This is a genomic window from Clostridium acidisoli DSM 12555, assembly GCF_900176305.1.
Classification (GTDB): domain Bacteria; phylum Bacillota; class Clostridia; order Clostridiales; family Clostridiaceae; genus Clostridium_I; species Clostridium_I acidisoli.
On record NZ_FWXH01000002.1, the window covers coordinates 801,140 to 826,868 of the forward strand.

Below are 25,729 nucleotides of genomic sequence, written 5' to 3' on the forward strand. Positions count from 1 at the left end.
TATAGAGCTTGTCACCCTTTTTCTTGGCAAACATTATTAAGTGAATTTACTACCCAGTATTTTTTCCCATAATATATATTCTTTATACCATTTTCTAATGTCCTTTTCCAATCTGTATAATCTATAATATGATACTTAATTCCTTCTTCATCAAAACATGAATTAATAGAATTAAGACTTTTCATTAATTTTCCATTCCTTTTTATATTTGATATAATCGCCAATTCATTTTGTTCTTTTTTATATAATTTTAAGCCAATAATACTATTTAAATAAACTTCTAATTTGTCATCATATTCTTCATCTTCTACACTATAATGATATTCCCCTGTTTCTTCATCTTGAAAACCAAATTCATGAGCAAGATATTTACAATATCCGAACCTTCCCCTCATTTTCATAAATTCTATATCGCATAAATCTCTGTTGCATTTTACATACATTAAATCATTTACTTTAAAAGTTCCTTTATCTTCTTCATCTACCGTATCAGTATAAACAATGTTAGAATGGTCATACTCTCTAGGAAATTTTTCTATAAATTCTTTGACAGTATGTTCCATCAAAAAATCAGCCATTTTAATCTTATTTTTTATTTGTGTTTCCATTCCCCCTATTTGTTTATTGTTAATTGCTTTTATATATACGTAAATTTTATCTCTATCATTTTCTAATCTTTTTCTTCCCATACACTGAATTAGTGAGTATAAATCTTTATTATCAATTACGATATGCTTAACATTTTCATCCTTAATGTTTACCCCTGCATCTAAACAAGTTGTAGTGATTAGAAATTGTTCTTCAAATCTTTCACTTTTAAGCATATTCTTTATTTTATCTGAATTAACATATTTATAATGTTTATCACTTTTACCACAACAAAACAAACAATTTTTTTCATATTTTTTGTATAAATTATATGCTTTTTCCGCAGATTGGATGAAGAATATCCCCTTATTATCTTGCTTACCTTCTTTTGCTCTTTCTATAGCCTCTTCCATAAATTTTTCCATAGTTTCATCTTTCATAAAGAATTTTAATTTTTGTATAAAATTATAACTTATAGGTATTTCATAATCAATTGTTGTCATTCCTTTTCTCTCTCTAATATAGGTTTTCATAGCATCACTTGTAGCAGACATAAAAATCTTGACTACATCCATTTGATTTAATAATACCTCTAGTGATATATCTGTAGTTTTATTAAATCTAGCATCCGACATAAAATAGTGGAATTCATCGCAAACTATATACTCATATTTTGAAAAATCAAATTTTCTATTATTCTTATATAAACTTTCTAAATATTGGTATGTTTTTATATCTATTATATCTGCTTTTTTAGCTGTAATTATTTCATTATTAAATTGGTCTACACAATTAGTTCTATGTATTAGCATGAGTATTCTCTTCTTATTTTTTTCAGCAAATGCATATAATTTATTTTTAATAAAATATGATTTTCCCATTCCAGTACCTGCTGTTATAGTTATAATATCACCTTTACTCCATTTTCTTATCTTTTCATATGTTACTATTTCACTAATATTTTTACTTCTCATAATCGTAAACTCCCTCTCATAATTTATTTATTTGTTTATTGTTATTCTCAATTTTAATAATCCATCTAACGCTAATTGAAATTTTTCTGTATTCTCAAAACTATATTTATCTCCATCTGCATCATTAAATACAAAATATCTGAATCCTAAAAATGATAATGCAAACGCTAAATATTTCTTTTTTATTTCATAATACTCATTTTCCATAATAATCCTCCTGATAATATATTAGGTTATAAGATTAATTTATCTTACTTCCTCATGTAGCCTAAATGGGGGAGTAGTCCCCACTTAGGCGATAACTACCTAACATACTATATAAGCACTTATATAACTTGGTTTAATTTCTATGTCCTTTAGATTTACTTCTAATTCATCTTTATCTTTCATATAATTTTCTAGTAAATCATATATATTTTTCTTTGCACCTGTAACTTTGTTATTATAAATTTGCTCATTATTTATAAAAAATTCTCCATTATTTTTAGTTATTACTACTTTGTTATCTAAATCTACAGGTCTAAATTTTATTAATATAGTTTCTGCTAATCTAATCTCATTCTGCAAATTCTCTAATAATTGCATATCCTGTTTTTTTCTTTGAGTCTTAATTTTACTATAATCTTTAAATTTATAATGATATACACCGTTTGGGTCTTCAATGTAGCTTGTAATATCTGTATAATACGCATCCAATATAGCTTGTACTACATTAAAACAACAATCAATTATAAACTTGCTTCTAGTATCCGATTTACTACTCTTACTAGCTATCAATAACGATGAAGCTGTTGTTGTAATTCCATATTTATCAGTTAATTCAATAATTGACTTACTAGCATCTAAGTTATTTTTTTTCAATTCATCTGACTTTTTAGGAATATTATCGTTAAACTTTATTCTAATATCTTCTGCACTACTTCTCCATTTTTCAAATATATTCTTAATCATTTCTGAAACTATTTCAGTATTTTTTGTTGGCACAATGTTGGATAATATATTATGCAATACCGTAACTCTATCCCCTTTTGATACTTTTTCTTTTACTTCATAATATTTTTTCAATAGAGTATTAACTATTCTATTTGAATGTAAATTTAATACTGAATGTGTCCTACTATAAACTCTACTTCTGTCTTCATATTTAGTTGTATATTTACGAAAATTTGGATTAAATTCTTCTACAAGACTTTCTTTGAGTAACTTTTTAGTATCATTATCAATCTTCTTTAAAGTTTTTGGTGAATCTATACTAATCATTTGTAGCTCCAATGCCCAGTATGATAATCTCTTATTTTTATAAAATTGTTTTGTTATTATATCTTTAATCTCTTGCTCTTCCAAATTCTCTACTGAAATAAATTCACCTTTTGAAATCAACTTTTCCATAGTTTCTGTAAAATATTCATATTTCTTTTTTCTAATAATACTTTCATATTGATATGCTTCTTTTTCTAAATTCTGTATTTCAAATTCAATATCATCTAAGTCTTCTTGCTTTAACATATATGTAAATTCATCAATAATTCTGTATTTATCTGATAATTGAGACTTAGTGCCTTCTAAATATTTAATTTCTGATATATTATCTAAATAAAATTGTTCATGTTCTTCATCATATTTTTTCCTCAAATATTTATATGTAAACACCTTATCTGTTTTAGCATATTTGTATCCTAATTCAGTAGCCTGTGTACATATTTTAATTCCTAGATTACTAATGCTTCCTATCTGGTTTCCCGCCGCCATTACAACACTATAATATTCATTTTCTTTAGTATACGGTAGTTTAACAGCATCGTCTTTTTTATCCTGTAGGTTTAAAAAATTATAACCATCTTCTGGAGCAATAACTGAATTATATATAATATCACTTTGCATTACTAGGTTACTATCCCCATCTGTATCTTGACCTGAATTAAGTGCTAATCTATTATCCTTTTGGTTGTAAAATATTAATTCATTTGTTAGCTTTCCAGTGTACTCTTCTAATAGATTATTTTTTGTTATAGTAAATTTATGTATTTCTGAAAAACTGTTAAGTGGTGAACGAGCCATTACTCTCTTACCCGTTTCCTGTGGTATATAAAATTGATTTATACCCAGTCCATTATCAGAAATTTTTCTTGTCATAATCCAATCCATAAAAGTTATTGGACACGTACTAGCATATTTGTAATTACCTTTAACAAAGAATTTTCCCTCTTGAAGTTCAGCGATTTTCTTCCTTACCATACCCATAATCATTTTTTGTACACAAGGTATCTTAAGTGCATCTTCTGTACTTTGTAATAAATAATGTAATTTATCCATAGCTTCTAATTCTTCTCTATCATTGTTAGAAATATCTCCTAACATTAACCTTATTGCATTAATATCTCCATCAACAACTTTCTCATACATGCTATAAGTTTCTTTACTTAATGCTTCTAATTCTAAAGGTGTGAGATTAAGATTAGATATTACTTGATAATTTGTTCGTGAATACTCTTTTGGCTGCTTTTTGTTGATTTTACTTACATATAGATTAGTAAGTATATCTCTATACTTATCATATTTTTCTTTCTTTAATTCTTCTACAATTTGTTCCTGCCCATCCCACCATTTTGCCCACTTTGCCATATTAGTTGTAATAATAAGATCTGCTTTAGATATGTTAACCATCTTGTTAAAATAATCTAAAGTATAAAACCCATCTTTTCTCTTTTCAAATATGTTAGGTATATCTTTTTCATATGTATCTTCAAAATATTTATTAAAATCTACTTTTACAACAAGCCCTTTTGTCGCAGTAATATCTTGTCTTATAATTGCAAAATCAACCGTATAATCTATATCTAAATTTCTTTTTATAATTCCAGCTAATTTATAACTCATTAACCCACAGCCATCTTGAAATTCATGTTCTTCTTCTCTATTTCTTTCATACATTAATTTACTATAATCTTTATCTTTAAAATAACAGTAATCTGATATATATGTATAAATATCTGAAGGTAATACAACTACATTAGGTTTATAATCAATTTCATATGTGTTTGAAGTTTGAAGACTAAGTCTTGCAATTACATCCTTATTAATTGACATTTCTTCTTTATCGAAACGTTTTTTAGTTAATTTCCCCAGACTCGTTATATCCTCAAATATACTTATAAATTCAGCATCTTCTTTTGCAATAAATAAGTATTCACATTTATAGTTCTCAGAATAGTAATCATCTTTACCTTCCTTTTTCATCATACTTGGACTACTAACCAATGGAATAAATTTTTTATTCATAAATGTTATACCATTTTTTAATATTTCTAATGGTATTTCCATTTCAGTATCTTTTTTATTAAAGGGTAGTGCAACCTTTATAATATTATCTAAAAATTGTTCTTTTCTATCTAATTCCTTATAAATCAGATATTTTCTAATTAAATTATTTTCTGATAAACTTATTGTTCTTTCAATTAATTCTTTCTCTGTAAAACTTTCTTTAGTCAAATCACCATTAGCTATTTTGTAAATTTTGTACATTGTCTGTTTTTTCATAATATAATCCCCCATATTTTAATTATTTTTATTTAAGAGCGTAAGAAATATATCTCGTATTTGTAGCTTCATAATTCATATTTAATTTTCCTTCCAGCCACAAAAATCACATTCAAATTTTGCTAACTCCTCTACTATACCTGCTCCATTAACTCCAATATTAGTCGCTTGTTTACCACAGCTTGGACATATTTTAAAATGTTTTTCTTTATAATCCTTTTCTGCTTCTTCTTCTCGTTCCTTTTTTAGTTTTTCAATTTCTTGTTCAGTTAATCCTTGCATTTTAGCTTCCTTCTCGTTAATATACATATTAATTTTCCTCCTCTTAAATTGTAATTACAGAACTATTCCTATAATTGTTATTATAGGAATAACTCGACATCCACTGGGATATCTGGATTTGCTGATTTTCCGCAAGCTACTTTTTAAAAAAATAGCTTGATTTTATATATTTATTGCTGTATAATTCGATTATAGATTTAAAATCTTATATATGTGATACAGTAAATACATAAAACGATAGATAGTAATAAATACGGCAGAAAAGTAATGTTAATATAATAAATAGGTTGGACAAAAAGGGTATAGTAGACCCTTGGTTTTTATTTTATTTTTTATGTCCAGCTATAATTATAACATTTTATTTTTGTTTATCAATCTTCATATACAATCAAATATTGTCATATTTTAGGGTTATAGGTAAATAACTTGTATTTCTTAGTTATTACTTAATATAACTCTTATTTGTGTATAAAAAACATTTATTGTATCCTAACATGTCTTCTCTAATTCTTCTTGGCTTAAATTTCCCTCGCAAAACTTGTCCCACTGTTCTTGATTCAAATTTGTTTTAATAAAAATAGGTATATAGCCATCTAAATATCCAATAACCGTATTTTTATATTTGTAAGCATCTTCCGAACTTGCAAGTACTCCTACCATGGCTTTTAATTGGCTTTTTTTAATTACAATTGTTTTCATATATTTTTCTCCCAAAATTATATTTCATATATTTTACCTTCAATATTATCCTTATCACCCCTAACATGAGGTTTAATCCAAACTCTTTTACCATCTTTATAATTTCTCCAAAAACCTCTTACAGTCCATCCTAGTGTATGTCTTTCATAATCTCTTTTTTCTTCTTCAGTTAGTTGAATATGATCTGTATTTATTCTTATAATATTTTGTTTGATTAATTTAGTTCTAGGTTTTTTACCTGCTCTCTTATCTTTTTTTGATTGAATTTTTTTACTAGTAGTTTTAGTTTGTCTGATAACGTACTCTTGATTAAGTTGAGAAAATATTATAATTGAAAAGTATTTTTGCAATGTGTCATATACTTCCATATCATCTACATAATCTAATTCTTTATTCTTGTAGTATTTCCAATTAAAATTCATAATTTCATTATGAACAAATGAATTTATATGTTCCTCAATAGTTACTTGTGGTTCTAAATTCCAACAAAAATTTAATTTTCTAGAATCATATGCATGTAAATATGTACATAATTCAATTACTGACTTTTTTTGTAGATGCTTAACTTCAAAATAATTATACATATCAAATTTATTTTCAGTTTGTTTAATACTTATAATACCTTTATTAAATATGTGTTTTATATTATCTTTATTTTGCATAATTTTTTCTTTGTTATTGTAACACCAAGGTGCGATTATATTATCGAATTCCTCATCTGTTAACTCAATAATATCTAACTTATCTAAATCTTTAATAGTTAATTCTTTCATAAAATCACCCTATTTTACTCATACTTTAGTTTCTATTTTAACAAAATTTCTTACTAATAACCACCTACATTATATATAGATGATACATAATATTATGCTTTAGTATTAATATGTATTGGTCTGCATAGAAGCCTGTGCCTGCAATAATCTTTTTTATATCTTTCATATCGAGGTATATAGGACATATCTGCTCACTTGTATCGTCACTTAATATTAAAAACCGTTTATTAGATTTATTAGGACTTATAATATCAAAGTCAAAATCATTAAGAAACAATGATACACTTACAACACCATTAATATCCATACACAACTGTTCTTCATCTTCGATTATTTCAAGCAAAAATAATTCTAGTTCCTCAAAACCGACCTCAACACCAAATTCTTTATAATTTCCTGTTTTCATAAACATAATTTATTCCCCCTAAGATTTATATAAAAGTTATTTTGTATCTTATATATAAATAATATCACTCTTATAGTTACAAGTCAATAACTTTTAAAGTTCTTTTTTAACTTTTTATTGACTTTTTTGCATTCAAAAGGTATGCTTTAACCCATAAAGTGATATTATATATTGAGGAGTGACCACTATGATTAAAATTTACATATCAGACCTATTGGGAAAATTTAAAAAAAGCCAACGATGGTTAGCTGATATAACAGGAATTAGACCCTCTACAATTGGTCTATACTATAGCGAAGATATTAAAAGAATAAATTCAGAAGATTTAAGCAATATTGTTAAAGCTTTTAAAACATTAGATGATAATATAAAATTAAGTGATATTATTGATTATGTTGACGACAAAAAAAGGTAGCGAAGCTTATTTCACTACCTTTTATCATATTTCTTTAACAATTTATAAATCAAAAATATCATTTTTTTCGTTATAATCATTTTTTACAGTATATAAATTGTAACCACGTATTTCGTTTTTAGCAATTGCTTTCTTTATTTTATTCAATATAGTACTAATTTCTTTAATACACCTTATGTTATAAATAGATCCATCACTAGTACTATTATAAAAAATTTTATTCATTTGCTCTTTCAAATATATGTATAAAGAAATATATTGCTGTGTTTCTAATTGTATATTTTCACTAATTATATAGTTTTTATTATTTTTAGCTACAATTTCAATTTTATTATATTTATCAATTAATTTCTTATATACGTAATTTAACACTTGCTGCTCATATTTTATAGAAGTATTATTATCTTCAATAAATGTTAATATAATTTCCAATTCTGTAAATGTTAAGTTTATAAAGTTTTCATCCTGATCTTCTAAATCAAATTTAAATACATCTTTATTAAAATTTTTAGCAATCTTTATCTGATAGATAGGCAATAATTTAACATCATCAATTTTAAATTCACAATCGCTTGTGTGATGATAAAAAAGTCTACCTAATTTATAAAAAAATATAAAATTAGACAAACCATTATACATGTATTTAGTGGTTATTAAGTATAAATATTTAGTAGTTTTTATGCTATCATTTTTAAGTTTTAAATATTCACCTAATGTTATCTCTTTAGCTGGATTAATTATCTCAACATTTTTTTTATTGTAAAATGTAGAATTCTTTATCTTCATTTTATTAATCACCTCTTCGTATAATATCATAATATATTTTCAATATATTGTAAATAAATATATATATTGGTATAATATAAACAATGAGGTGACTTTTATGAATAAATTATATTTAAAAGACAAAATAGAACTAAAATTTTTTGAAGATGACAAATTAGATTTAACTCTTTTAGAACTAATAAACAAAAACAGTTTTAAAAGAGGAAGACAATACTTTATAAAAGACATACTAAAAAAATATTTTATAGAACTAGATAAAGAGAATGAAAAATCATTAATTGAAAGAAAACAAAAACTTAAACAAGAGGGTGAAAAAGAAGCTTTGAAATCTGCTAAAAGAAGAAGAAATGTTAATAATTCCACATCTGCATCATGTAAAAGAAGACAGCCTACAAGAGCTTCAGAAATAATAGATAAATATAGAAATATTAAATAATTATTTTTTTAGAAAATGGTAGAGTAACCTGCCCTTGGTCTTAATTTAAACTCCATATAAAGGCATACTTAATTATACAACCAATTTATTCTTGTTATTACTCATATCAGTCTTACTTTCTTCTAAATCTTTCAATATACATTCTATATCATATAAATCGTATAACTTTAATTCAATATTGGTATTTTTATTAATCTTATCTTTGTACTCAATAGCATTCTTATTAAATCCAGAAGTGGTTACGCATATTCCTTTATTAATCTTTCCACCATCAGCAACCATTGCTCCAATTAATTTCTGTAAAATCTCACGACCTATATTCTTTCCATCTTCATCCCAACATTTACATTCTACATAAATTGATTTATCCACAATTAAATCTTTACCTTCATCATTTGTTTGCTGTGTAATTTTCACTTTATATCCAAGTTGAGTTAATAACTTTGCACACCATATTTCAAATTCTCTGCCATTCATTTTCTTTATATCATCTAATGTTAAATTAACTTTCTTATCTATAATAATGTTTCTATTGACTTTTATTCTAGTTTTCTTTGTATCATAATAAATATATATTATATTCAATAACCCAACTATAAATATTCCCATGAATAAATATTCATAATTTATATTGCTCGCCATATTCACTGGATAACACCTCATTACTTATTATTTCCAAATTTACTCTTTATTACTCAATTATTTTTGTTTTATTACTTGACTTACGAACTGAACTTCATATAATCGGGAATGTTTGCTTTTGTTTTTGATATAATTTATCTACCTATATGCAGTAAAAAATAATAATAATTTTAACACTGCACATAAGTAGATAAATTATTAATTATAATCGGTTTAAGCCTTGCTATGCCCCTTAATACCCTTCTTATTTATTGCTAATGCAATATTAACTTAACTTACAATGCTTGTCCTATAAGTGCCTATATATGCCTATATGGCTTGTTAATACCTACCTGTGAATTATCACACCAAGTAACCTTTCCGTACCTTTAAATGGATGTACTCTCCTTGCATCACACGCTCAAAGAAGGGAATGAGTTTTTATTATGTGATAGTTAATTTTTATTGCTTTCGGCTCAACTAACCCCTAGATATTTTATAGTTGCTCTAGTGCCTTACAACTAACCTATGTCTTAAAAAAGTGTATAGGAAATAAAACCTTCACATTTACATTTTTAAAATTTATTGATATAATAAATATATGCTTTTGATTTCTTTGTGAAGGAATCATTTAACAATATTTAATTTTATTTGTATAAGCTAATGCGGTCGAGGCACTGGCTTATTTTTTTATTAAAAAAGCTTTAATATTTCTTCTAATTTAGATTTATTCATAATAATTTTATGGATATTATCTTCTAGTATTGGTTTATTTACATTAGTTGCAATGGCTTTAGTAATTGTAACTATGTTGTTAAACTTCTCTACAATTAATATTTCTAGGCTACCACAAGAATTTATTTCTATTTCCTGCTTTACTATTTCTTCTTTCTTTATAAATGCATCCTTATAAAATTTGTTAATATGTTTGTAATGTTGATATTCTTTGTGTTCCATGTAAAATCACCTCTTATTTTTTGAACTTCAATTTCTTATTTACATCTTTATCCTTTAAGATAATATTATTTGAAAATTCTTCTACATCATCAATTAGATCCTTTGAATACAATTTTGTGTACAAGGTTATTAATTCAGGACTTTTATGCTGAACTAAAAACTGAATCTTTGGAATAGGAACACCTTGCAATACTAAACTTTTAATATAGAAGCGTCTAAATGCATGAATAGAAGTCATTTTTACATTTCTTTTTTTGTTATATCTACTTATATATAAATAAAGTTTATTTGCAGTTAATTGCTCTCCGTAAGCACTAATTAGAAGATAATTATTTTCTAATTGTTGTGATTTTAAAATATTAATATGTTCAGTTAATACATTTTTTAATTTTTTAGCTAATGGGATAGCATGTGGTTTTTTATTTTTGGTATGTTTATATATAACTAGATTATTCTCAAAATCAATATCATCAACTTTCATATTTATAGCTGTTGAAAGTCTACAACCTGTAAAAACAAATATGTTAATTGCAACGAATGCAATATATTCTGAAAAGTTAGTAGTTCGAATATTTGGTTTGATTAATAACTTTTGTACCTCTTCTATTTCATATGTGGATTTTGGCGTCATATCTGGTGCGGGTACTGATATTTTGAATTTAGGCATATATTGTTTATCCATAGCAAAATACAAAAATGTCCTTAATCCTCGCATATTAGTAGAAATGGTATTATCGGAATGATTTCTTATAGTTTTGCAATAATTAATATAATCATTTATTGTTTTTAAATTAACTGTGTTAATCGCTTGTTTGTAGTCAATAAATTTATAAAATGCTTCTAGCACATTATTGTAAAAAGAAAATGTTGCTGGTCTTAATCTTCTTTCTTTTAAGTTATTTTCAAACTCTTTTTGAACATCGGAAATGCTTACTTGTGGATATTCTTGGTTTGCTAAATCAGAAATGTTTTTTATAATGATTTTCTGTTTCATGTTGCCATTATCCCTTTCTTAATTTATTAGGAATAACAGCAACACGTTTAAATAAAAAAATAGCAACACATCTAATTGTTTTTTACAATTTAAACGTATCGCTATTTTGAACGTATATAAATTTAGTATTATCAGTGCTTTTCAGCCTTATTTGGTGCAGGTGACGGGACTTGAACCCGTACGTCCTAAAACACACGCCCCTCAAACGTGCCTGTCTGCCGATTCCAGCACACCTGCCTATTTCTTAAATATAAAAATCACAATAACAATTTTATCATAGAAATTAAAATTAGTCAATGATGGGAAAACATTTGAAATATTTATATTTTTTTGAATAGTATATCTTTAATGTGTTAAAATATATGTATTGGTTCATTTTACTAATAAGTAACTTTTAACATTTTATAGGGGGAAAATTATGAAAGAAATAATAGACACCGATTACAAACCTTACTTTATATTAGACATTAATAAAAATGTCATCGATTGTAATAGCAGCTTCGTTAATTTAACCAACTATTCAGAAAAAGATATCATTGGTAAAAAATCAGGGGATCTTTGTTCTTTACTTAAAATTAATTCACCATCACTACTTGCGGATATTGATAATGACAGAACTTATTACATATTTACAAAACATCTAAAACCTGTTGAGGTAAACATATGTATTAAACATTTTAATAATTCAACTAGATATATTTTTTTTGAGAAACATTCATCTTGGCTTGACGAAAAATTTAGTTTTATAAAACAAATTTATTCGAATAATAAGGTTGGCATTGCTATTTATAGCTTTAATGATTTAATTCTTTTAGTTAGTAATCAAAGATATTTGAATTTTTTTGGCAAACCAAACAACAAAAAAAATCTTTGTATAGGAAAACATCCTAAGTATGTTATAGCTAACTATGTAGGCAGTAAACTTGAGAAAGCTGTTCTTAATGTAATAAAAACAGGTAGGCTTTTTCATTGTAAAAAATATAAAATTCCAGTTAGTAAATCTTTGGATTCTTATTGGGATATTATAATTGACCCAATAAATATGGATAACCAACCTAAATATATTTTGGTTATATCTTCAAATGTAACAAAACGTGTAGAAAGCGAAAAAATTATAATTGAACAGTCTAAGATAATACATCAACAAAAAAATGAACTTAACACCATTCTTCAAAATACTACTGCTGGAATATCCATTGCGGACAAGCTCGGAAACCATATAAAGGTTAATAATAATCCTAAGCATTGGTACGATCTGTTTGCTACCACAGATGATGAAATAGACTATTCTAGGGAATATTATGATGAACATGGAAATTTAATTGCATCTGGCGTACTTCCAGTTTCATTTTTATTTGATAAAAAAAATTCTTCTGTAAATCAAATATTGTTTAAACATGGTGAAAACAAAGTATATTATTTAATTAATTGGAATCCTGTTTTTACTAAAAAAGGTCAATTTTCTATGGGTATAATTACAACTAGTGATATAACTTGTGAAGCAGAGAAACAAAAACAATTAGAAAAAGTTATGGCTATGCATGAAGACTTTTTTTCATTTATTGCACATGAATTTAAAACCCCTATTACTACAATAAACTCTACCATCCAGCTACTTGAACTTGTTTATAAAGATCAGATGACTGAAAAGATAAGTCATGGTATCCGTACCATTAAAAGAAACACTTATCAGCAAATGCGTTTGGTGAGCAATCTTTTAGATATAACTAGAGCCGAATCTGGATATCTTAAGATATATAAAAAGAATTATGATATTGTGGCTATGACTAATTTAATTATTGAATCTGTTCAACCCTTTGCAAATTCTAAAAATATAAATGTCATATTCAAATCTTCTATTTCAGGAATGATTATTGCTGTAGATGATGAGAAATATGAACGAGTTATTTTGAATATAATTTCAAATGCAATTAAATTTACTCCTTCGAATAAGAATATTTATGTAGATATTTCTTGTGACATAAATAATGTTTACATAAAAGTTACTGATGAAGGTCCTGGAATACCAAGAGAAAAGATGAATGTGATATTTGATCGTTTTGGGCAAGTTGGAAGCTCTTATACACGTCAAGGTGAAGGTACTGGAATTGGATTATGTTTAGTTAAATTACTTTTAAATGCTATGAATGGAGATATTAAACTTGATAGTATTGAGGGTGAGGGATCAACCTTTACTATAATTCTTCCAAATAAAGAAGCTGATGCCAATCAGCTTGTTAAAATGCCAGAATTTACAGATGATCACTTAATAAAAGCTCTTAACATAGAATTTTCTAATATTTATTTTAATTAAAAGTGGTTAGGTATTGCACAGAGAACTGCATTACCTAACCACTTTTAACTATTTGCTATAAAGCCATTTATATAAATTGTAATATACTCTTATTTTTTTTACATATTTATCAGTTTCCTTGAATGGAATGTAGTGCAGATTTTTTCCATCTTTTGAATGCTGTGAGCTACTAAGCCACTGTTTTACATTGCCTCTTCCTGCATTATATGAAGCTGCTACAAGATCTAAGCTTCCAAATTCTTGTTTCAAATTTCCAAGATACCAACAGCCCATATTTATATTGTATTCAGGATCATACAAATTATCTGTAGTAAAATTTTTAATACCCATTTGTTTTGCTGACCAATCTCCAGTTGAACTAGTGATTTGCATTAATCCATAAGCATTTTTATTTGATTTAGCACTAAAGTCAAAATTGCTTTCTGTTCTGATTACTGCTGTTACAAAGTATGGGTCTAAATTATATTTTGCAGAATATTCATATATATATTTTGAGTATTTAATAGGATAAAAATATCTACCTATACTTTTTATATTTAATGCTACCGAGGCAACAATTAGAATTAGTAGTAATATATTTCTTATGCTTTTATAAGACATTGTCCCCTCCCGTATTTTTTTCTCTAACATTCACTTAGAGAATTCAAAATTTTATCTAATTGCCTTTCCGTATTTTCTATTTGATAGCTATTATCTATTATGAAATCTACCATTTTCTTTTTCTCATCCATAGGCATTTGTGAATTTATTCTATTCATAACTTCTTCTAAATTTAAGTTATCTCTCTTCATGACTCTTTTTATTTGAGTTTCTTTATTTGTCCACACTAAAATGTTAAAGTCCATAAGATTATCTACCCCTGTTTCTATTAAAATAGGAGCATCTACAACACATAGTTTTTCATCTAATTTTCTACATACTTCAACATGTTTAAAAATCTCGTCTTTTATTTTAGGAATCATTATATCTTCAAGTTTTTTTCTTTCCTCTGGAAACTTAAATATGAAATTTCCTAATTTTTTTCTGTTAAGTGCACCATCTTCAGTAAAATATTCATCTCCAAATTCTTTTCTAATTTTAGTTAAAAGTTCTGGATAAGTATCAAGTATATTTTTTGCAATTATATCCGCATCAATAATTGGAATAGCTTTTTCTTTAAACATTCTTGACACTGTACTTTTGCCTGTTCCTATTCCACCTGTAAGACCAACACATAACATTTTCCATCAACCTCTCACCTTTTTATTTTGCATTATACCATGTTTCCCCAATATTTATATCTACTTCAAGAGGAACTTTAAGCTCTATTGCATTTTCCATTTCCTCTTTTACAATACCCTTTACCTCTTCTAATTCATCCTTATACACATTTAATATAAGTTCATCGTGTACCTGCAAAACTATAGTACTCCTTAATCCTTTTTCATTAAGCTTATTGTATACCTTAACCATTGCAAGTTTTATGATATCTGCTGCACTTCCTTGAATTGGAGTGTTCATTGCAAGTCTTTCTCCAAAAGAAGCAACTATTTTGTTTTTAGCATTAATTTCAGGTATAGCCCTTCGCCTGTTAAGTATCGTCGTAACATACGTATCCTCTTTTGCCTTTAATACAATATCATGTAAATACTGTTTAACCTTTGGATACCTTTCAAGATAAGTGTCAATATATTGTTTAGCTTCTTTCCTAGATATCTTTAGATCGTCTGCTAGACTAAAATCACCTATTCCATATACTATTCCAAAGTTAACCGCTTTTGCATTACTTCTCATAGTCGGAGTTACTTCATCTATTGGAACTCCAAATACTTCTGATGCAGTTTTAGTATGTATGTCACTATGATTAACAAATGCATCTATAAGATTTTCATCCCCAGCAATATGTGCAAGCACTCTTAGTTCTATCTGAGAATAATCTGCAGACATAAGCAAATTAGAATCTTCATCTGGAATAAATACCTTTCTTATTTCTCTTCCCATTTCATACTTTATAGGTATGTTTTGAAGATTAGGTTCAGTACTTGAAAGTCTTCCTGTAGTAGTTACCGTTTGATTAAAACTTGAATGTATTTTATCATCCACATCAATAACATTTTTTAGTCCCTCTACATAAGTAGAATACAGTTTACTAAGTTGTCTAAAATAAGTTACCTTATCAATGATTGGATGTTTATCCCTCAATTTTAAAAGCACTTCAGCATTTGTTGAATAACCTGTCTTTGTCTTTTTTATTACTGGTAAATCAAGTTTTTCAAATAGAATTTTTCCCAGTTGTTTTGGAGAACTTATATTAAATTCTTCACCAGACATTTCATATATTTCTTCCTGAGTTCTTTTTATTTCTAAACTAAATTTATCTCCAAGTTCTGAAAGCTTTTTACCATCAACTTTAAATCCTCTTGCTTCCATAGATGATAGAACTTCTATTAGCGGTTGTTCTACATTATATAAAAGATCTTCCATTTCTAAAACTTTAATTTTTTCCTCTAATTTCTCATAAACTTCTTTTAAAAAGTTAATTTCTTTAAATCTTATTAACTCCTCTTCACCTGTTACGTCTATTCCTAATAAGTCATATATTAAACCTTTAAGCTCATATTCACTTTTTGATGGATTAACAAGATATGCAGCTATCTTAGTGTCAAAAACCAGTCCCTTCAGTTTAACCTGAAGCTTATTAAGTGCAGTATACACTCCTTTTGAATCATGTATAACTTTTTTTATATCTTTATTTTCAAACACTTTTCTTAATTCATTAAGTGCTTCTTCTTGTTTATCTTTTAATATTTCACTTAGCTTAATAAAATAATTTTTTCCATCTGCGCTTAAATAAATGTTATCAATCTGAATTTTGGAATAAACACTTTCGTTTAATATTTCAAAGCTACAATAGATACTATTATTAATTGAATTTGTTAACTTTTTAAAAGTTTCCAAATTGTCAATTGTTTCATAATTAACCGTTACTTCATTAATAACCTTTTCTTCCTCTGTCAAAGGAAGTTTTTCTATTAAGCTCTTAAATTGTAACTTTATAAACCATTCCTTTACAGCCTTGTAATCGAAATTGTCTTTTGATCTTATTTCATTTAAATCTATTTCTATTGGAACATTCACAAGTATTGTAGCAAGCTTTTTACTAAAAATTGCCTGTTCACTGTATTCCATAAGGTTCTCTTTTAATTTTTTTCCATTTATATTATCTATATTCATAAGTACATTTTCAATGCTTTTGTATTCTTTTATTAATTTGAAAGCAGTTTTTTCTCCAACTCCTGGTACTCCAGGTATATTGTCAGAATTATCACCCATAAGTCCTTTAACATCAATAAATTCTGTTGGTGTTACACCATAATCCTCTATCATTCTGTTTTTATCATAAATTTCTTTTTCTGTCATACCCTTTTTGTTTATTACTATTTTTACATTATCATCTGCAAGCTGGAGGGCATCTCTATCTCCTGTAATTATGTATACCTCAATGCCTTTTTCTTTTGCAAAGACCGAAAGCGTTCCCATAAGATCATCAGCTTCAAAACCTTCAACTTCAAATATACTAATAGCTAGTTTTTCTAAAATTTCTTTTAATATAGGAAACTGCTCTGCAAGTTCTGGTGGCATCTTTTTTCTCCCAGCCTTGTAGTCCTTGTATTCCTTATGCCTAAAAGTTGGTGCCTTAAGATCAAAGGTTGTAACTATATAATCTGGTTTTAATTCTTCCTTCATTTTAAAAAGCATGGTCATAAAACCGTAAATAGCATTTGTGTTTGTTCCTTCTGCATTTGTAAGCGGTGGAAGGGCATAAAAAGCTCTATTCAAAAGACTATTACCATCTAAAATAAGTAATCGTTCCATTTAATCACTTCTCCAATCGAGATTTTCTTTATAACTAGTATATAATTATAACATTTAGTAATGTAAAATAGTAAAAGTATTTCAAAATCCATTAATAAATATTATAATATCTATTATAACCCAATAAACTCATATTTTAAAATATATAAAACGAGGTGTTTAACTTGATAAAAGACGATTACAGTGCAAAAGTATCGGATAAATTCAATTCCCTTATAAAAGAGATAGAAGATGTTAATAATTTACATACAGACAAATTAGCGCTTATCGATGCTTCCTTTAAAAAATTTTTAGGAGTTAGCTCTTTAATTATAAATTCTATGTCAAATAAGGATGTTTTAGTATTAATGAACCGAAGTGATAAATTAGATGGTAACTACTGCTTAATAGCTGCAGCTTTACTTTATGAAGAAGCATTAATATTTGAAAAAGATGATCTTTTAAGCGAAGCTTATAGCAAATATGAAAAGGCTTTTTACCTTATATTTAATATGAAAACTTTCAATACAGAATGCGAAATTACAGGTTATGAAAAAATGATGCACAATATTTCTTTATCCCTAGAAAAATTTCACCTTCCTATTGAATTAAAAAAGAATTTAATAACTTATTATGAACTTAACTGTGAGTACTCAAAGACAGAGGATAATCTTTACGATTTATTAGATGATGAAACTTCACATGTTTTTGCTAAAGAAAAACTTAAAGACTTCTACCAGAACCTATTGGAAAAGGATGATTTAACCTTAGAGGCAGGTGGCCTTCCAAGAAATGAAATCTTAGAGGCACTAGGAGCTTTATAATAAGAATTAAAGCTCCATCCTTATTCCATTTTCTTTAAGCCACTGCTGACTAAGTTTATAATCTGGTAGTATTGAACCTACTAGATTCCAAAAGTTTTTAGAGTGGTCTTTATGAACCATGTGACACATCTCATGAACTACAATGTAATCAATAACCTCTTCTTTTGCCATTGAACAACGCCAGTTAAACAATATGTCATTATAAAAAGTACAGCTGGCCCATCTTGTTTTTTGTTCCTTAACCTTTATATTCCTTGGACTTTCCTTAAAGTATTTATTATAATATTTTATTTTTTCTAGAACTTTTTCAAGGGTTTTCTCTCTATACCAAAGTTCTAGCATGTTTCGTATTTTGTCCTTATCCAGTGTTTTTAATGTTACTTCTAACTTATCTTTAATAAGTTCAACCTTTTCTATATTGCCAAGAGTTACCTTCAGTTCAACTTTCTTTCCTAGATACAAAAAAGTTTCTCCACTATTAAATTCATGTTTTGGTTTTATTTCCATGTCTTTTATCATATACAATTTCTTTAAAATCCACGGTGCTTTTTCCTTGACACAATTTATTATTATGGCTTCACTTACACCAATTGGTGCAGCAACTGTTATCTCATGAGGAGGTGCAATTGCTATTTTCATAGTTTTTCTTTTTGAATAAATTATATTAAATTCTATTTTATTACCAGCATAAAAAAAATGTAATTTCATATTATCCCTCAAACCTATATAAATTTACCTACTTTAAAACCTATAGCGTAAAAAATTACGCCAAGTAAAATTGAAAGAAACATATACATTATTGCATTTAATTTTTCCTTGCCTTTAAATAAATTAAAGCCTTCGTACATAAATGTGGAAAATGTAGTGTATCCACCAAGAATTCCATCTCCTAAAAAAGCATACAATGTATTGTTTTTTACTAATGCTGTTAAAATGCCAAGAAAGGCTGCTCCTGTTATGTTTATTATGAATGTTCCTATTGGAAAATTCTTATTTCTCCCTTTACCTATAACTTTTCCTAATGAATATCTTGTTATACTCCCAAATATGCCTCCAACACCAACTAAAATATATTCCATAATCTATATCTCCTCCTAAGCCTTACAATTCAGCAGTAATATCTTCTTCATCCTCATCCTCTTTAACTTTGAATCTTTCAGCAAAATTTATTCCTAATATTATTGCTAACATGCTAATTCCAATAGAAAACAAAATATACATTATTGCATAATTATAATGTCCCTTTTCAATTAATCCAAATGCGTCTTTACAAAATGTTGCAAAAGTTGTGTATGTTCCAATAAATCCAGTTGTTATTCCAAGTTTAAGATTTTCATCAAATTTTTTTAAATTTAGTGCAAGTGCGAATACAAAAGCTAATGCAAAACTTCCTGTTATATTGATTATTAAAGTATTTATTGGAAAAACACTGCTATGTCTAAACTGTATATTTTTTATGGCAAATCTTAGCATAGATCCAAAAAAACCGAATGCACCTATATATAGATATTTTTTCATGTAACCCTCCTAAAATTATAAAAAAATAAACCCCTATAGATAATAAAACCTATAGGAGTCATCAGCTCTAAGCATTTAAGGTGAACTCCATCACCTATAAAAAAATTATATCACTTAAATCTATACATTTCAACTCCATCCTAAAGCTTAAATTTTTCAACTAAACTATTTAATTCATCTACAATTCCTTTAAGATTTTTTGCACTGCCGTTTATTATCTCAAATGATGCTTCTTGCTCTTCCATTGAAGCAGAAACTTCTTCTGAAGCCGCAGCCGCTTCTTCTGATATTGCAGATATATTTTCTATTGATTTTACTACGCTATCCTTATCTTTATTTATTCCAGAAATTTTTATACTAAGCTCCTCTATGGTTGATATCATATCACCTATTGAAGTTCCAATAGTATTAAAGGATTTTTCTGATTGTTTCATGGATTCATTTGCTTCATGATTAACTTTCTCTGCTTTATCCATATTAAGTTTAGCATTGTTAATTTCACCTTGAATTTCTTTTATAACATTACTAATTTCTTGCGTTGAACTTGAAGTTTGTTCTGCTAATTTTCTAACTTCTTCTGCAACTACCGCAAAACCCTTACCTGATTCCCCAGCCCTAGCTGCCTCTATCGCTGCATTTAATGCGAGAAGGTTAGTTTGTTCTGCTATAGATTCTATTGTTTTTACTATATCTCCAATGGATTCTGATTTATTTGATAGAACTGATATATTATCTGAAACCTGTCTTGTTGCTTCACTTGTTTCAGTAAGTTTTGAATAAAGTTCCTTTGTATTTTCTGAAACATTGCTATTAACTTTTTCAGTAGTCTTAGAATATTCTATTACTTTATTAGAACTCTGTACTACATCATCTATTTTGCTTGACAATTTATTTAGTTTTTCAAGTCCCAGTGAAGATTCTTTTGCTTGTTCTGTAGAACCTTTAGCCACTTCTTCTACTGCATTCGTAACTTCCTCTACTGCTTTTACAGTTTCGTCTATTGAAACCGATACATTTTCTGACTGCTTATGAACTTCTGTAGAATTATCTTTTATGGTTACAATTATGCTTCTAAGCTGCTGCCTCAAATCCTTTATTGAATTTCCCATTACTCCTATTTCATCCTTGTGCTTTAAAACATAATCGTAATTAGTGTCATTAACTAAATCAAAATCACTAGTTCTGTCTAAAACCTTTGCTAACCCAATTAAAGGTTTTGTTATCTTACTTCCAAAAATTAAAGAGAATAAAATACATATAATAATAGATATAAGAGCTATTACTGCATATGCATATATTAAATTGCTAAGCGGTTTCTTAAATTCACTAGTAGAAATTGCAAAACCAATTGTCCAACCTGAAACTGGGATGGACGAAGATATAAAATATCTGCTAGTTCCATCATAGTCAATCAAATTTATTCCTTTTCCACTTTTGCTTGTATTGACTACATCTTTATACCTTCCATTCATAACCTTATCTACATTTTTAAGTTCTTTATCTGTAGGTTTAAAGGTTTTGTTTGGATGTACCATAATATCATTATCCTCATCAAGCAAATAACCATAGCTATCACTTACAGGTTTTGCTGCTTCAACAATTTTTGTAATTGTATCAACATATATATCTGTACCAATTACACCAACTACTTGTCCATCTCTTGATATTGGTTTTGCTATTGTTATAACTATTTTTTTTGTCATTGCATCAAGATATGGTGCTGTATAAATTAATCCATTTTTTTCTAAAGCTTTCTCATACCAAACTCTCTTTGTCGCATCATAATCAGATGGTGGTATCCAACCTGAACCATCCCAAAATGACTTATCTTTAAATCCTATATATACGTCAGTTGTATACGGATTTGTTTTTATTTTCTGTGCCAAATACGCTGCTACATCCTTTTGATTGAATTCCTTGGTGTTTTCTACACTTCCTGCTATTTCCTTAAGTATTTTTCCTTGCCCATCTAACCAACCATTTATGATTTCACCGTACTTTTGAGATGTTATCAATGTTTTATCTGCCATTTCTTTATTTAATGCTTTATAGGATACACTATATCCTATAATTATGGAGGCACCTAAAACAAGAATACAAATACTACACATAGCTACTGCAAATTTTGATTTTAAACTTTTCATAAATAAGACCTCCTTAAAACTAAAACATGCCTTAATTATCGTCTTATCTTTTAAAATATTTAATCAATATTTAAATTTTATTAATTATTTTTTGTTTTATTGTCGATTTTTTTATACTTTTTACATTTTATTATGCCATTTGTTATAAATATGTTAATTTATTTAATTAATACATATTTTAGAACAAACCAATAGTGGCAAAAGCTCCCTATCAATACAAAGATATGAAAAATTTCATGAAATCCAAAATATTTGTTATTTATTTTTGGGTATTTAAATGCATATATAAGTCCACCAACAGTATATGAAACTCCTCCCAGTATAAGCCACATAATTCCTGCAGCAGGCATAACTTTTGACATTGGATAAATTGCTACTACCACTAACCATCCCATAACTATGTAAAATGCTGTAGATAACCATCTTGGGGCATTAAACCAAAAATTTTTTATTAATATGCCTAAAATTGTTAGTGCCCATATCATAGCAAATATACTATAACCTATTTTACCTTTTAAAGTTATAAGACAAACTGGCGTATAACTACCTGCAATCAATACATATATCATCGAATGGTCTACTCTTCTAAGTATTTTAATTACTTTTTCAGAGGCCATTGTTAAATGATATATTGAGCTTGCACTATACAGTAATATAAGACTTATCCCAAATACACATGAAACCGCCATATCTCTTGTATTGTTTAATGCCAAAGATATATTTAAAAGTATCAAAAGTCCTACTGCAGAGATAAAAACTCCAAATAAATGTGTTAATCCACTAACTGGCTCTCTAAATTTATTAAACATATTATAACCACCTCATCAAATATTCATATTTTACAATATAGTTTTGATAACTACGTATTGCTATGTTTATATATTACAATATATATGTTATCATTTCAATATATATTTAAGTTTTTCCAAATTAATTTTTTATATCCATATGTTTTAAAATATTGTATACTTTTATATGATATACTTGTTAAAAACATTTACATGAGGTGATTTTATGGACACTAAAGATATAAATTTAAACTCTATACTTTCAGATATTACAAATTTTACGGATATTACTCTTAATGATATTCCAAATTTAGATTTATATATGGATCAAGTTACTACACTATTTGAAAGCAAACTAAGTTCAACTAAAAGAAATCCAGAAGATAAAATTATGACGAAAACAATGATTAATAATTATGCTAAGGCCAAAATATTTCCGCCTATAAAAAGTAAAAAATATAACAAAAACCAAATAATATTATTATGTCTAATATACAATTTAAAGCAGAGTCTTTCTTTGTCTGATATAAGTGACGTATTTAAACCAATAGTTTCAAATTTATCTTCTAAAGACAAAACCATGCTTTCTCTGGAGGAACTTTACGATACATTTTTAGGAATGAAACAAAACTCCATGGATAATTTTAAAAATGAGTTTGATGAGCTTCTAAATGAAATTAAAGATAAAACAACTAAACTTCCAAACGGCGAAAATGAAAAAAGCCACCTTATTCTACTAATTTTAATGCTTATTGAAAATGCAAATTTGAATATTAGGATGTCGCAAAAAATAATTGACAGCTTTTTTATTGCTACTAAAGATGAGGGTACAAAATAAAATAGCCTTTCACCATTAATCTTTGGTGAAAAGCTATTTTTTTTATAAACAGAGTTCTTGGCTTCGGATAAATTAATTAAATTGAATCCATGCTTTTTCTTTATTACTCTCTTCTGCTATTTCTATTATTTTTATTGTATTTCTAGCTTGCTGAGGTGTTACTATAAGTTCTTCTTCTCCTAAAATTGAAAGGTAAACATTTCTATATAACTGTCTGTAATCCCCAGCTTCACTTTCAATTTTTCCAACAACATGGCTACCATTAATTTCTGTATTAATTTCCCCCCAATTTTCTTCTATTTCTTTACCAAAGTCAACTTTATCTTTAGGCATTATACCTATTTTAAGATCTTCTTCTTGTGGATCCATTCCATATTTTATAAAGGTACCTTTCGTTCCGAGAAGCATGAAGTGAGGTATTTTTCCCCTTACTAACATTCCAGCCTTTAATGTTACCTTTAATCCTGAATAATCTAAAATAACTTCAAAGTTATCATTAGTTTTTCCACCTTGTCTTTGAATCCTTATGTCAGCAAAAATTTTTTTAGGTGTACCAAATAGATATTGTGCTTGATCTATAAGATGTGCTCCTAAATCATATAAAATTCCAGAGCCTTCTATTGATTCTTCTCTCCAAGAATTTTGTTTAAAGTAATTTCTAAACCTATCATAATGGACTTCATATTCTACTAAGTCTCCAAGTAAATTATTGTTTATAATTTTTTTTACTGTTCTAAAGTCACTATCCCATCGTCTATTCTGATGTACTGTTAGTATTTTATTTTTTTCTTTAGAAAGTCTTATAAGCTCATCGGCTTCTTTAGATGTTACTGTAAAAGGCTTCTCAACTAGAACATTTTTACCACTATTTAAAGCTCTAGAAGCAAGATCAAAATGGGCTTTATTTGGCACAGCTATTACTACAAGTTCAATATTTTCGTCATTAAATATATCCTCTAGTTCACTTGCTAATAATACATCTTTATATTTTGATTTCAATATATTGATGTTTTCCTTTTTTGTTTCAAATACTTTATATAGCTTTAAACCTTCAACACTTGATATTACTGGTGCGTGAAATACTCTCCCTGCACCACCAAAACCTATTAATCCTACATTAATTGTTTTTGACATAAACCAGTCCCCCTTGAACTTTATTAAATCACTATAACTTCCATTTTATATTTTTTTAGTATTTCTAGTCTTTCTTTTTGTATACCATAATCAGTAATTATCGTAGAAACTTCATCTAATTTTACAATTGAAGTCACTCCTACATTTTCAAATTTTGAAGCCTCTGCTAACACCACAACATTTTTTGCCCTTGAAGCCATTTCCTTTCCTATCTCAGCTCTTAGAAAATCTCCACAGGTAAATCCAAGTTTTTCAGAAAATCCATCCATGCCTATAAAGGCTTTATCTACATATAATTGTTTTAAACATAATTTTGTTATTGGTCCAACCATGGCTTCAGAATCTTTTTGCAATTCTCCACCTAAAAGTGTTATCTTAGCATTTTCATTTTCTTTAAGCATTTCAGCAATATATAATGAATTAGTTATTATGTTTATTTTTTTTCTTTTGCTAATTTCCCTGGCTAGTAGAGTATTTGTAGACCCTGCCTCTACTAGAATTGTGTCACCATCTTCAATTAATTCTATGGCTTTATTTACTATTTTTAATTTTTCCTCATACCTAAAATGTAATCTTTTTTCTATTTCATTGGAATTTATTTGAGCTACCCCACCATGTGTTCTTTTTATTAAACCTTCATCCTCTAATGCTGATAAATCCTTTCTTATTGTTACTTCAGATACTTCCATAATTAAAGATAATTCTTTTACTGTTACTTTTGGTTCTTTACATATAGTATTGAATATTTTTGTTTGTCTTTCATTCAAAATTTAATCCCCTTGCTAATCTTATTAACTTTACATATATAATAACATTTATTTCAAATGAAATCAATTGTATTTCATTTGAAATATTTTTTGTTTTATA

The 25,729-nt window shown here is 27.1% G+C and carries 26 protein-coding genes, 1 tRNA gene and 1 riboswitch; of the genes, 5 read left to right on the forward strand and 22 right to left on the reverse strand.

The window, feature by feature from the left end; genetic code table 11:
- Window positions 1–11: 11 nt before the first annotated feature.
- The 7 genes from B8978_RS03980 to B8978_RS04010 form a co-directional block, all read right to left on the reverse strand.
- Entirely contained in the window at window positions 12–1,562 is a 1,551-nt protein-coding gene (locus B8978_RS03980; protein WP_084113999.1) for a DEAD/DEAH box helicase family protein, read from the reverse strand.
- Window positions 1,563–1,589: 27 nt separating this feature from the next.
- A complete protein-coding gene (locus B8978_RS03985; protein ID WP_084114001.1) occupies window positions 1,590–1,769 on the reverse strand; it encodes a hypothetical protein in 180 nt (59 codons plus the stop codon).
- 99 nt (window positions 1,770–1,868) lie between these two features.
- Entirely contained in the window at window positions 1,869–5,099 is a 3,231-nt protein-coding gene (locus tag B8978_RS03990; RefSeq protein WP_084114003.1) for an RNA dependent RNA polymerase, read from the reverse strand.
- 81 nt (window positions 5,100–5,180) lie between these two features.
- Window positions 5,181–5,408, reverse strand: coding sequence for a hypothetical protein (locus B8978_RS03995; RefSeq protein WP_084114005.1), 228 nt, complete (start codon window positions 5,406–5,408; stop codon window positions 5,181–5,183).
- A gap of 462 nt (window positions 5,409–5,870) precedes the next feature.
- Window positions 5,871–6,080 (reverse strand): hypothetical protein, encoded by a 210-nt coding sequence (locus tag B8978_RS04000; protein ID WP_084114007.1) that lies wholly within the window; start codon window positions 6,078–6,080, stop codon window positions 5,871–5,873.
- A 17-nt stretch (window positions 6,081–6,097) separates the two neighbouring features.
- Complete coding sequence (locus tag B8978_RS04005) at window positions 6,098–6,853, reverse strand: hypothetical protein (protein WP_084114009.1); 756 nt, start codon at window positions 6,851–6,853, stop codon at window positions 6,098–6,100.
- A 64-nt stretch (window positions 6,854–6,917) separates the two neighbouring features.
- Window positions 6,918–7,265 carry a hypothetical protein gene (locus B8978_RS04010; protein ID WP_084114011.1) on the reverse strand — a complete coding sequence of 116 codons (348 nt, stop codon included), beginning with the start codon at window positions 7,263–7,265 and terminating at the stop codon, window positions 6,918–6,920.
- 181 nt (window positions 7,266–7,446) lie between these two features.
- Here B8978_RS04010 and B8978_RS04015 point away from each other — a divergent pair, with 181 nt between their 5' ends.
- Entirely contained in the window at window positions 7,447–7,674 is a 228-nt protein-coding gene (locus B8978_RS04015; RefSeq protein ID WP_084114013.1) for a helix-turn-helix domain-containing protein, read from the forward strand.
- Window positions 7,675–7,716: 42 nt separating this feature from the next.
- Here B8978_RS04015 and B8978_RS04020 read toward each other — a convergent pair whose 3' ends face one another.
- Complete coding sequence (locus B8978_RS04020) at window positions 7,717–8,460, reverse strand: hypothetical protein (protein WP_084114015.1); 744 nt, start codon at window positions 8,458–8,460, stop codon at window positions 7,717–7,719.
- Between the two features lie 97 nt (window positions 8,461–8,557).
- Here B8978_RS04020 and B8978_RS04025 point away from each other — a divergent pair, with 97 nt between their 5' ends.
- Window positions 8,558–8,896, forward strand: a complete 339-nt coding sequence (locus tag B8978_RS04025; RefSeq protein WP_084114017.1) for a hypothetical protein — start codon at window positions 8,558–8,560, stop codon at window positions 8,894–8,896.
- Between the two features lie 72 nt (window positions 8,897–8,968).
- Here B8978_RS04025 and B8978_RS04030 read toward each other — a convergent pair whose 3' ends face one another.
- The 4 genes from B8978_RS04030 to B8978_RS04045 form a co-directional block, all read right to left on the reverse strand.
- A complete protein-coding gene (locus tag B8978_RS04030; protein ID WP_242950490.1) occupies window positions 8,969–9,538 on the reverse strand; it encodes a restriction endonuclease in 570 nt (189 codons plus the stop codon).
- A gap of 672 nt (window positions 9,539–10,210) precedes the next feature.
- Complete coding sequence (locus B8978_RS04035; protein WP_084114021.1) at window positions 10,211–10,474, reverse strand: hypothetical protein; 264 nt, start codon at window positions 10,472–10,474, stop codon at window positions 10,211–10,213.
- A gap of 13 nt (window positions 10,475–10,487) precedes the next feature.
- Entirely contained in the window at window positions 10,488–11,468 is a 981-nt protein-coding gene (locus tag B8978_RS04040; protein WP_084114023.1) for a tyrosine-type recombinase/integrase, read from the reverse strand.
- Between the two features lie 152 nt (window positions 11,469–11,620).
- Window positions 11,621–11,705: transfer RNA gene (locus B8978_RS04045), tRNA-Leu, on the reverse strand.
- Window positions 11,706–11,886: 181 nt separating this feature from the next.
- On the opposite strand from B8978_RS04045, the gene B8978_RS04050 reads away from it, so the two are divergent.
- Window positions 11,887–13,782: an ATP-binding protein gene (locus B8978_RS04050; RefSeq protein ID WP_084114024.1), complete on the forward strand. Its 1,896-nt coding sequence runs from the start codon at window positions 11,887–11,889 to the stop codon at window positions 13,780–13,782.
- A 48-nt stretch (window positions 13,783–13,830) separates the two neighbouring features.
- Here the strand turns inward: B8978_RS04050 and B8978_RS04055 are convergent, their stop codons facing one another.
- Genes B8978_RS04055 through polA form a run of 3 tightly spaced genes read right to left on the reverse strand, consistent with a single transcriptional unit; the run spans window position 13,831 to window position 17,637 of the window.
- Window positions 13,831–14,382 (reverse strand): lytic transglycosylase domain-containing protein, encoded by a 552-nt coding sequence (locus B8978_RS04055; RefSeq protein WP_084114025.1) that lies wholly within the window; start codon window positions 14,380–14,382, stop codon window positions 13,831–13,833.
- A 23-nt stretch (window positions 14,383–14,405) separates the two neighbouring features.
- Window positions 14,406–15,002 carry a dephospho-CoA kinase gene (gene coaE / locus B8978_RS04060; RefSeq protein WP_084114026.1) on the reverse strand — a complete coding sequence of 199 codons (597 nt, stop codon included), beginning with the start codon at window positions 15,000–15,002 and terminating at the stop codon, window positions 14,406–14,408.
- Window positions 15,003–15,024: 22 nt separating this feature from the next.
- A complete protein-coding gene (gene polA / locus B8978_RS04065) occupies window positions 15,025–17,637 on the reverse strand; it encodes a DNA polymerase I (protein WP_084114027.1) in 2,613 nt (870 codons plus the stop codon).
- Window positions 17,638–17,801: 164 nt separating this feature from the next.
- Between polA and B8978_RS04070 the strand changes: the two genes are divergently transcribed.
- Window positions 17,802–18,440 (forward strand): DUF6483 family protein, encoded by a 639-nt coding sequence (locus B8978_RS04070; RefSeq protein WP_084114028.1) that lies wholly within the window; start codon window positions 17,802–17,804, stop codon window positions 18,438–18,440.
- A gap of 6 nt (window positions 18,441–18,446) precedes the next feature.
- Here the strand turns inward: B8978_RS04070 and B8978_RS04075 are convergent, their stop codons facing one another.
- The 5 genes from B8978_RS04075 to trhA all read right to left on the reverse strand — a co-directional run bounded on the left by B8978_RS04075 (window position 18,447) and on the right by trhA (window position 22,911).
- Complete coding sequence (locus tag B8978_RS04075; RefSeq protein WP_084114029.1) at window positions 18,447–19,148, reverse strand: M48 family metallopeptidase; 702 nt, start codon at window positions 19,146–19,148, stop codon at window positions 18,447–18,449.
- 14 nt (window positions 19,149–19,162) lie between these two features.
- Window positions 19,163–19,519 (reverse strand): fluoride efflux transporter CrcB, encoded by a 357-nt coding sequence (crcB, locus tag B8978_RS04080; protein ID WP_084114030.1) that lies wholly within the window; start codon window positions 19,517–19,519, stop codon window positions 19,163–19,165.
- A gap of 22 nt (window positions 19,520–19,541) precedes the next feature.
- On the reverse strand, window positions 19,542–19,958 hold the full coding sequence (locus tag B8978_RS04085) for a fluoride efflux transporter FluC (protein WP_084114031.1): 417 nt from the start codon (window positions 19,956–19,958) through the stop codon (window positions 19,542–19,544).
- Window positions 19,959–20,003: 45 nt separating this feature from the next.
- A riboswitch (Fluoride riboswitch) is annotated at window positions 20,004–20,062 on the reverse strand.
- Window positions 20,063–20,098: 36 nt separating this feature from the next.
- A complete protein-coding gene (locus tag B8978_RS04090; RefSeq protein ID WP_084114032.1) occupies window positions 20,099–22,102 on the reverse strand; it encodes a methyl-accepting chemotaxis protein in 2,004 nt (667 codons plus the stop codon).
- A 158-nt stretch (window positions 22,103–22,260) separates the two neighbouring features.
- Window positions 22,261–22,911: a PAQR family membrane homeostasis protein TrhA gene (gene trhA, locus B8978_RS04095; RefSeq protein ID WP_084114033.1), complete on the reverse strand. Its 651-nt coding sequence runs from the start codon at window positions 22,909–22,911 to the stop codon at window positions 22,261–22,263.
- 205 nt (window positions 22,912–23,116) lie between these two features.
- On the opposite strand from trhA, the gene B8978_RS04100 reads away from it, so the two are divergent.
- Window positions 23,117–23,728 (forward strand): DUF1836 domain-containing protein, encoded by a 612-nt coding sequence (locus B8978_RS04100; protein ID WP_084114034.1) that lies wholly within the window; start codon window positions 23,117–23,119, stop codon window positions 23,726–23,728.
- 72 nt (window positions 23,729–23,800) lie between these two features.
- On the opposite strand, the gene B8978_RS04105 is transcribed toward B8978_RS04100, so the two are convergent.
- Both B8978_RS04105 and B8978_RS04110 read right to left on the reverse strand, forming a co-directional pair.
- A complete protein-coding gene (locus B8978_RS04105; RefSeq protein ID WP_084114035.1) occupies window positions 23,801–24,862 on the reverse strand; it encodes a Gfo/Idh/MocA family oxidoreductase in 1,062 nt (353 codons plus the stop codon).
- A gap of 23 nt (window positions 24,863–24,885) precedes the next feature.
- Complete coding sequence (locus tag B8978_RS04110; protein WP_084114036.1) at window positions 24,886–25,629, reverse strand: DeoR/GlpR family DNA-binding transcription regulator; 744 nt, start codon at window positions 25,627–25,629, stop codon at window positions 24,886–24,888.
- Between the last annotated feature and the right edge of the window lie 100 nt (window positions 25,630–25,729).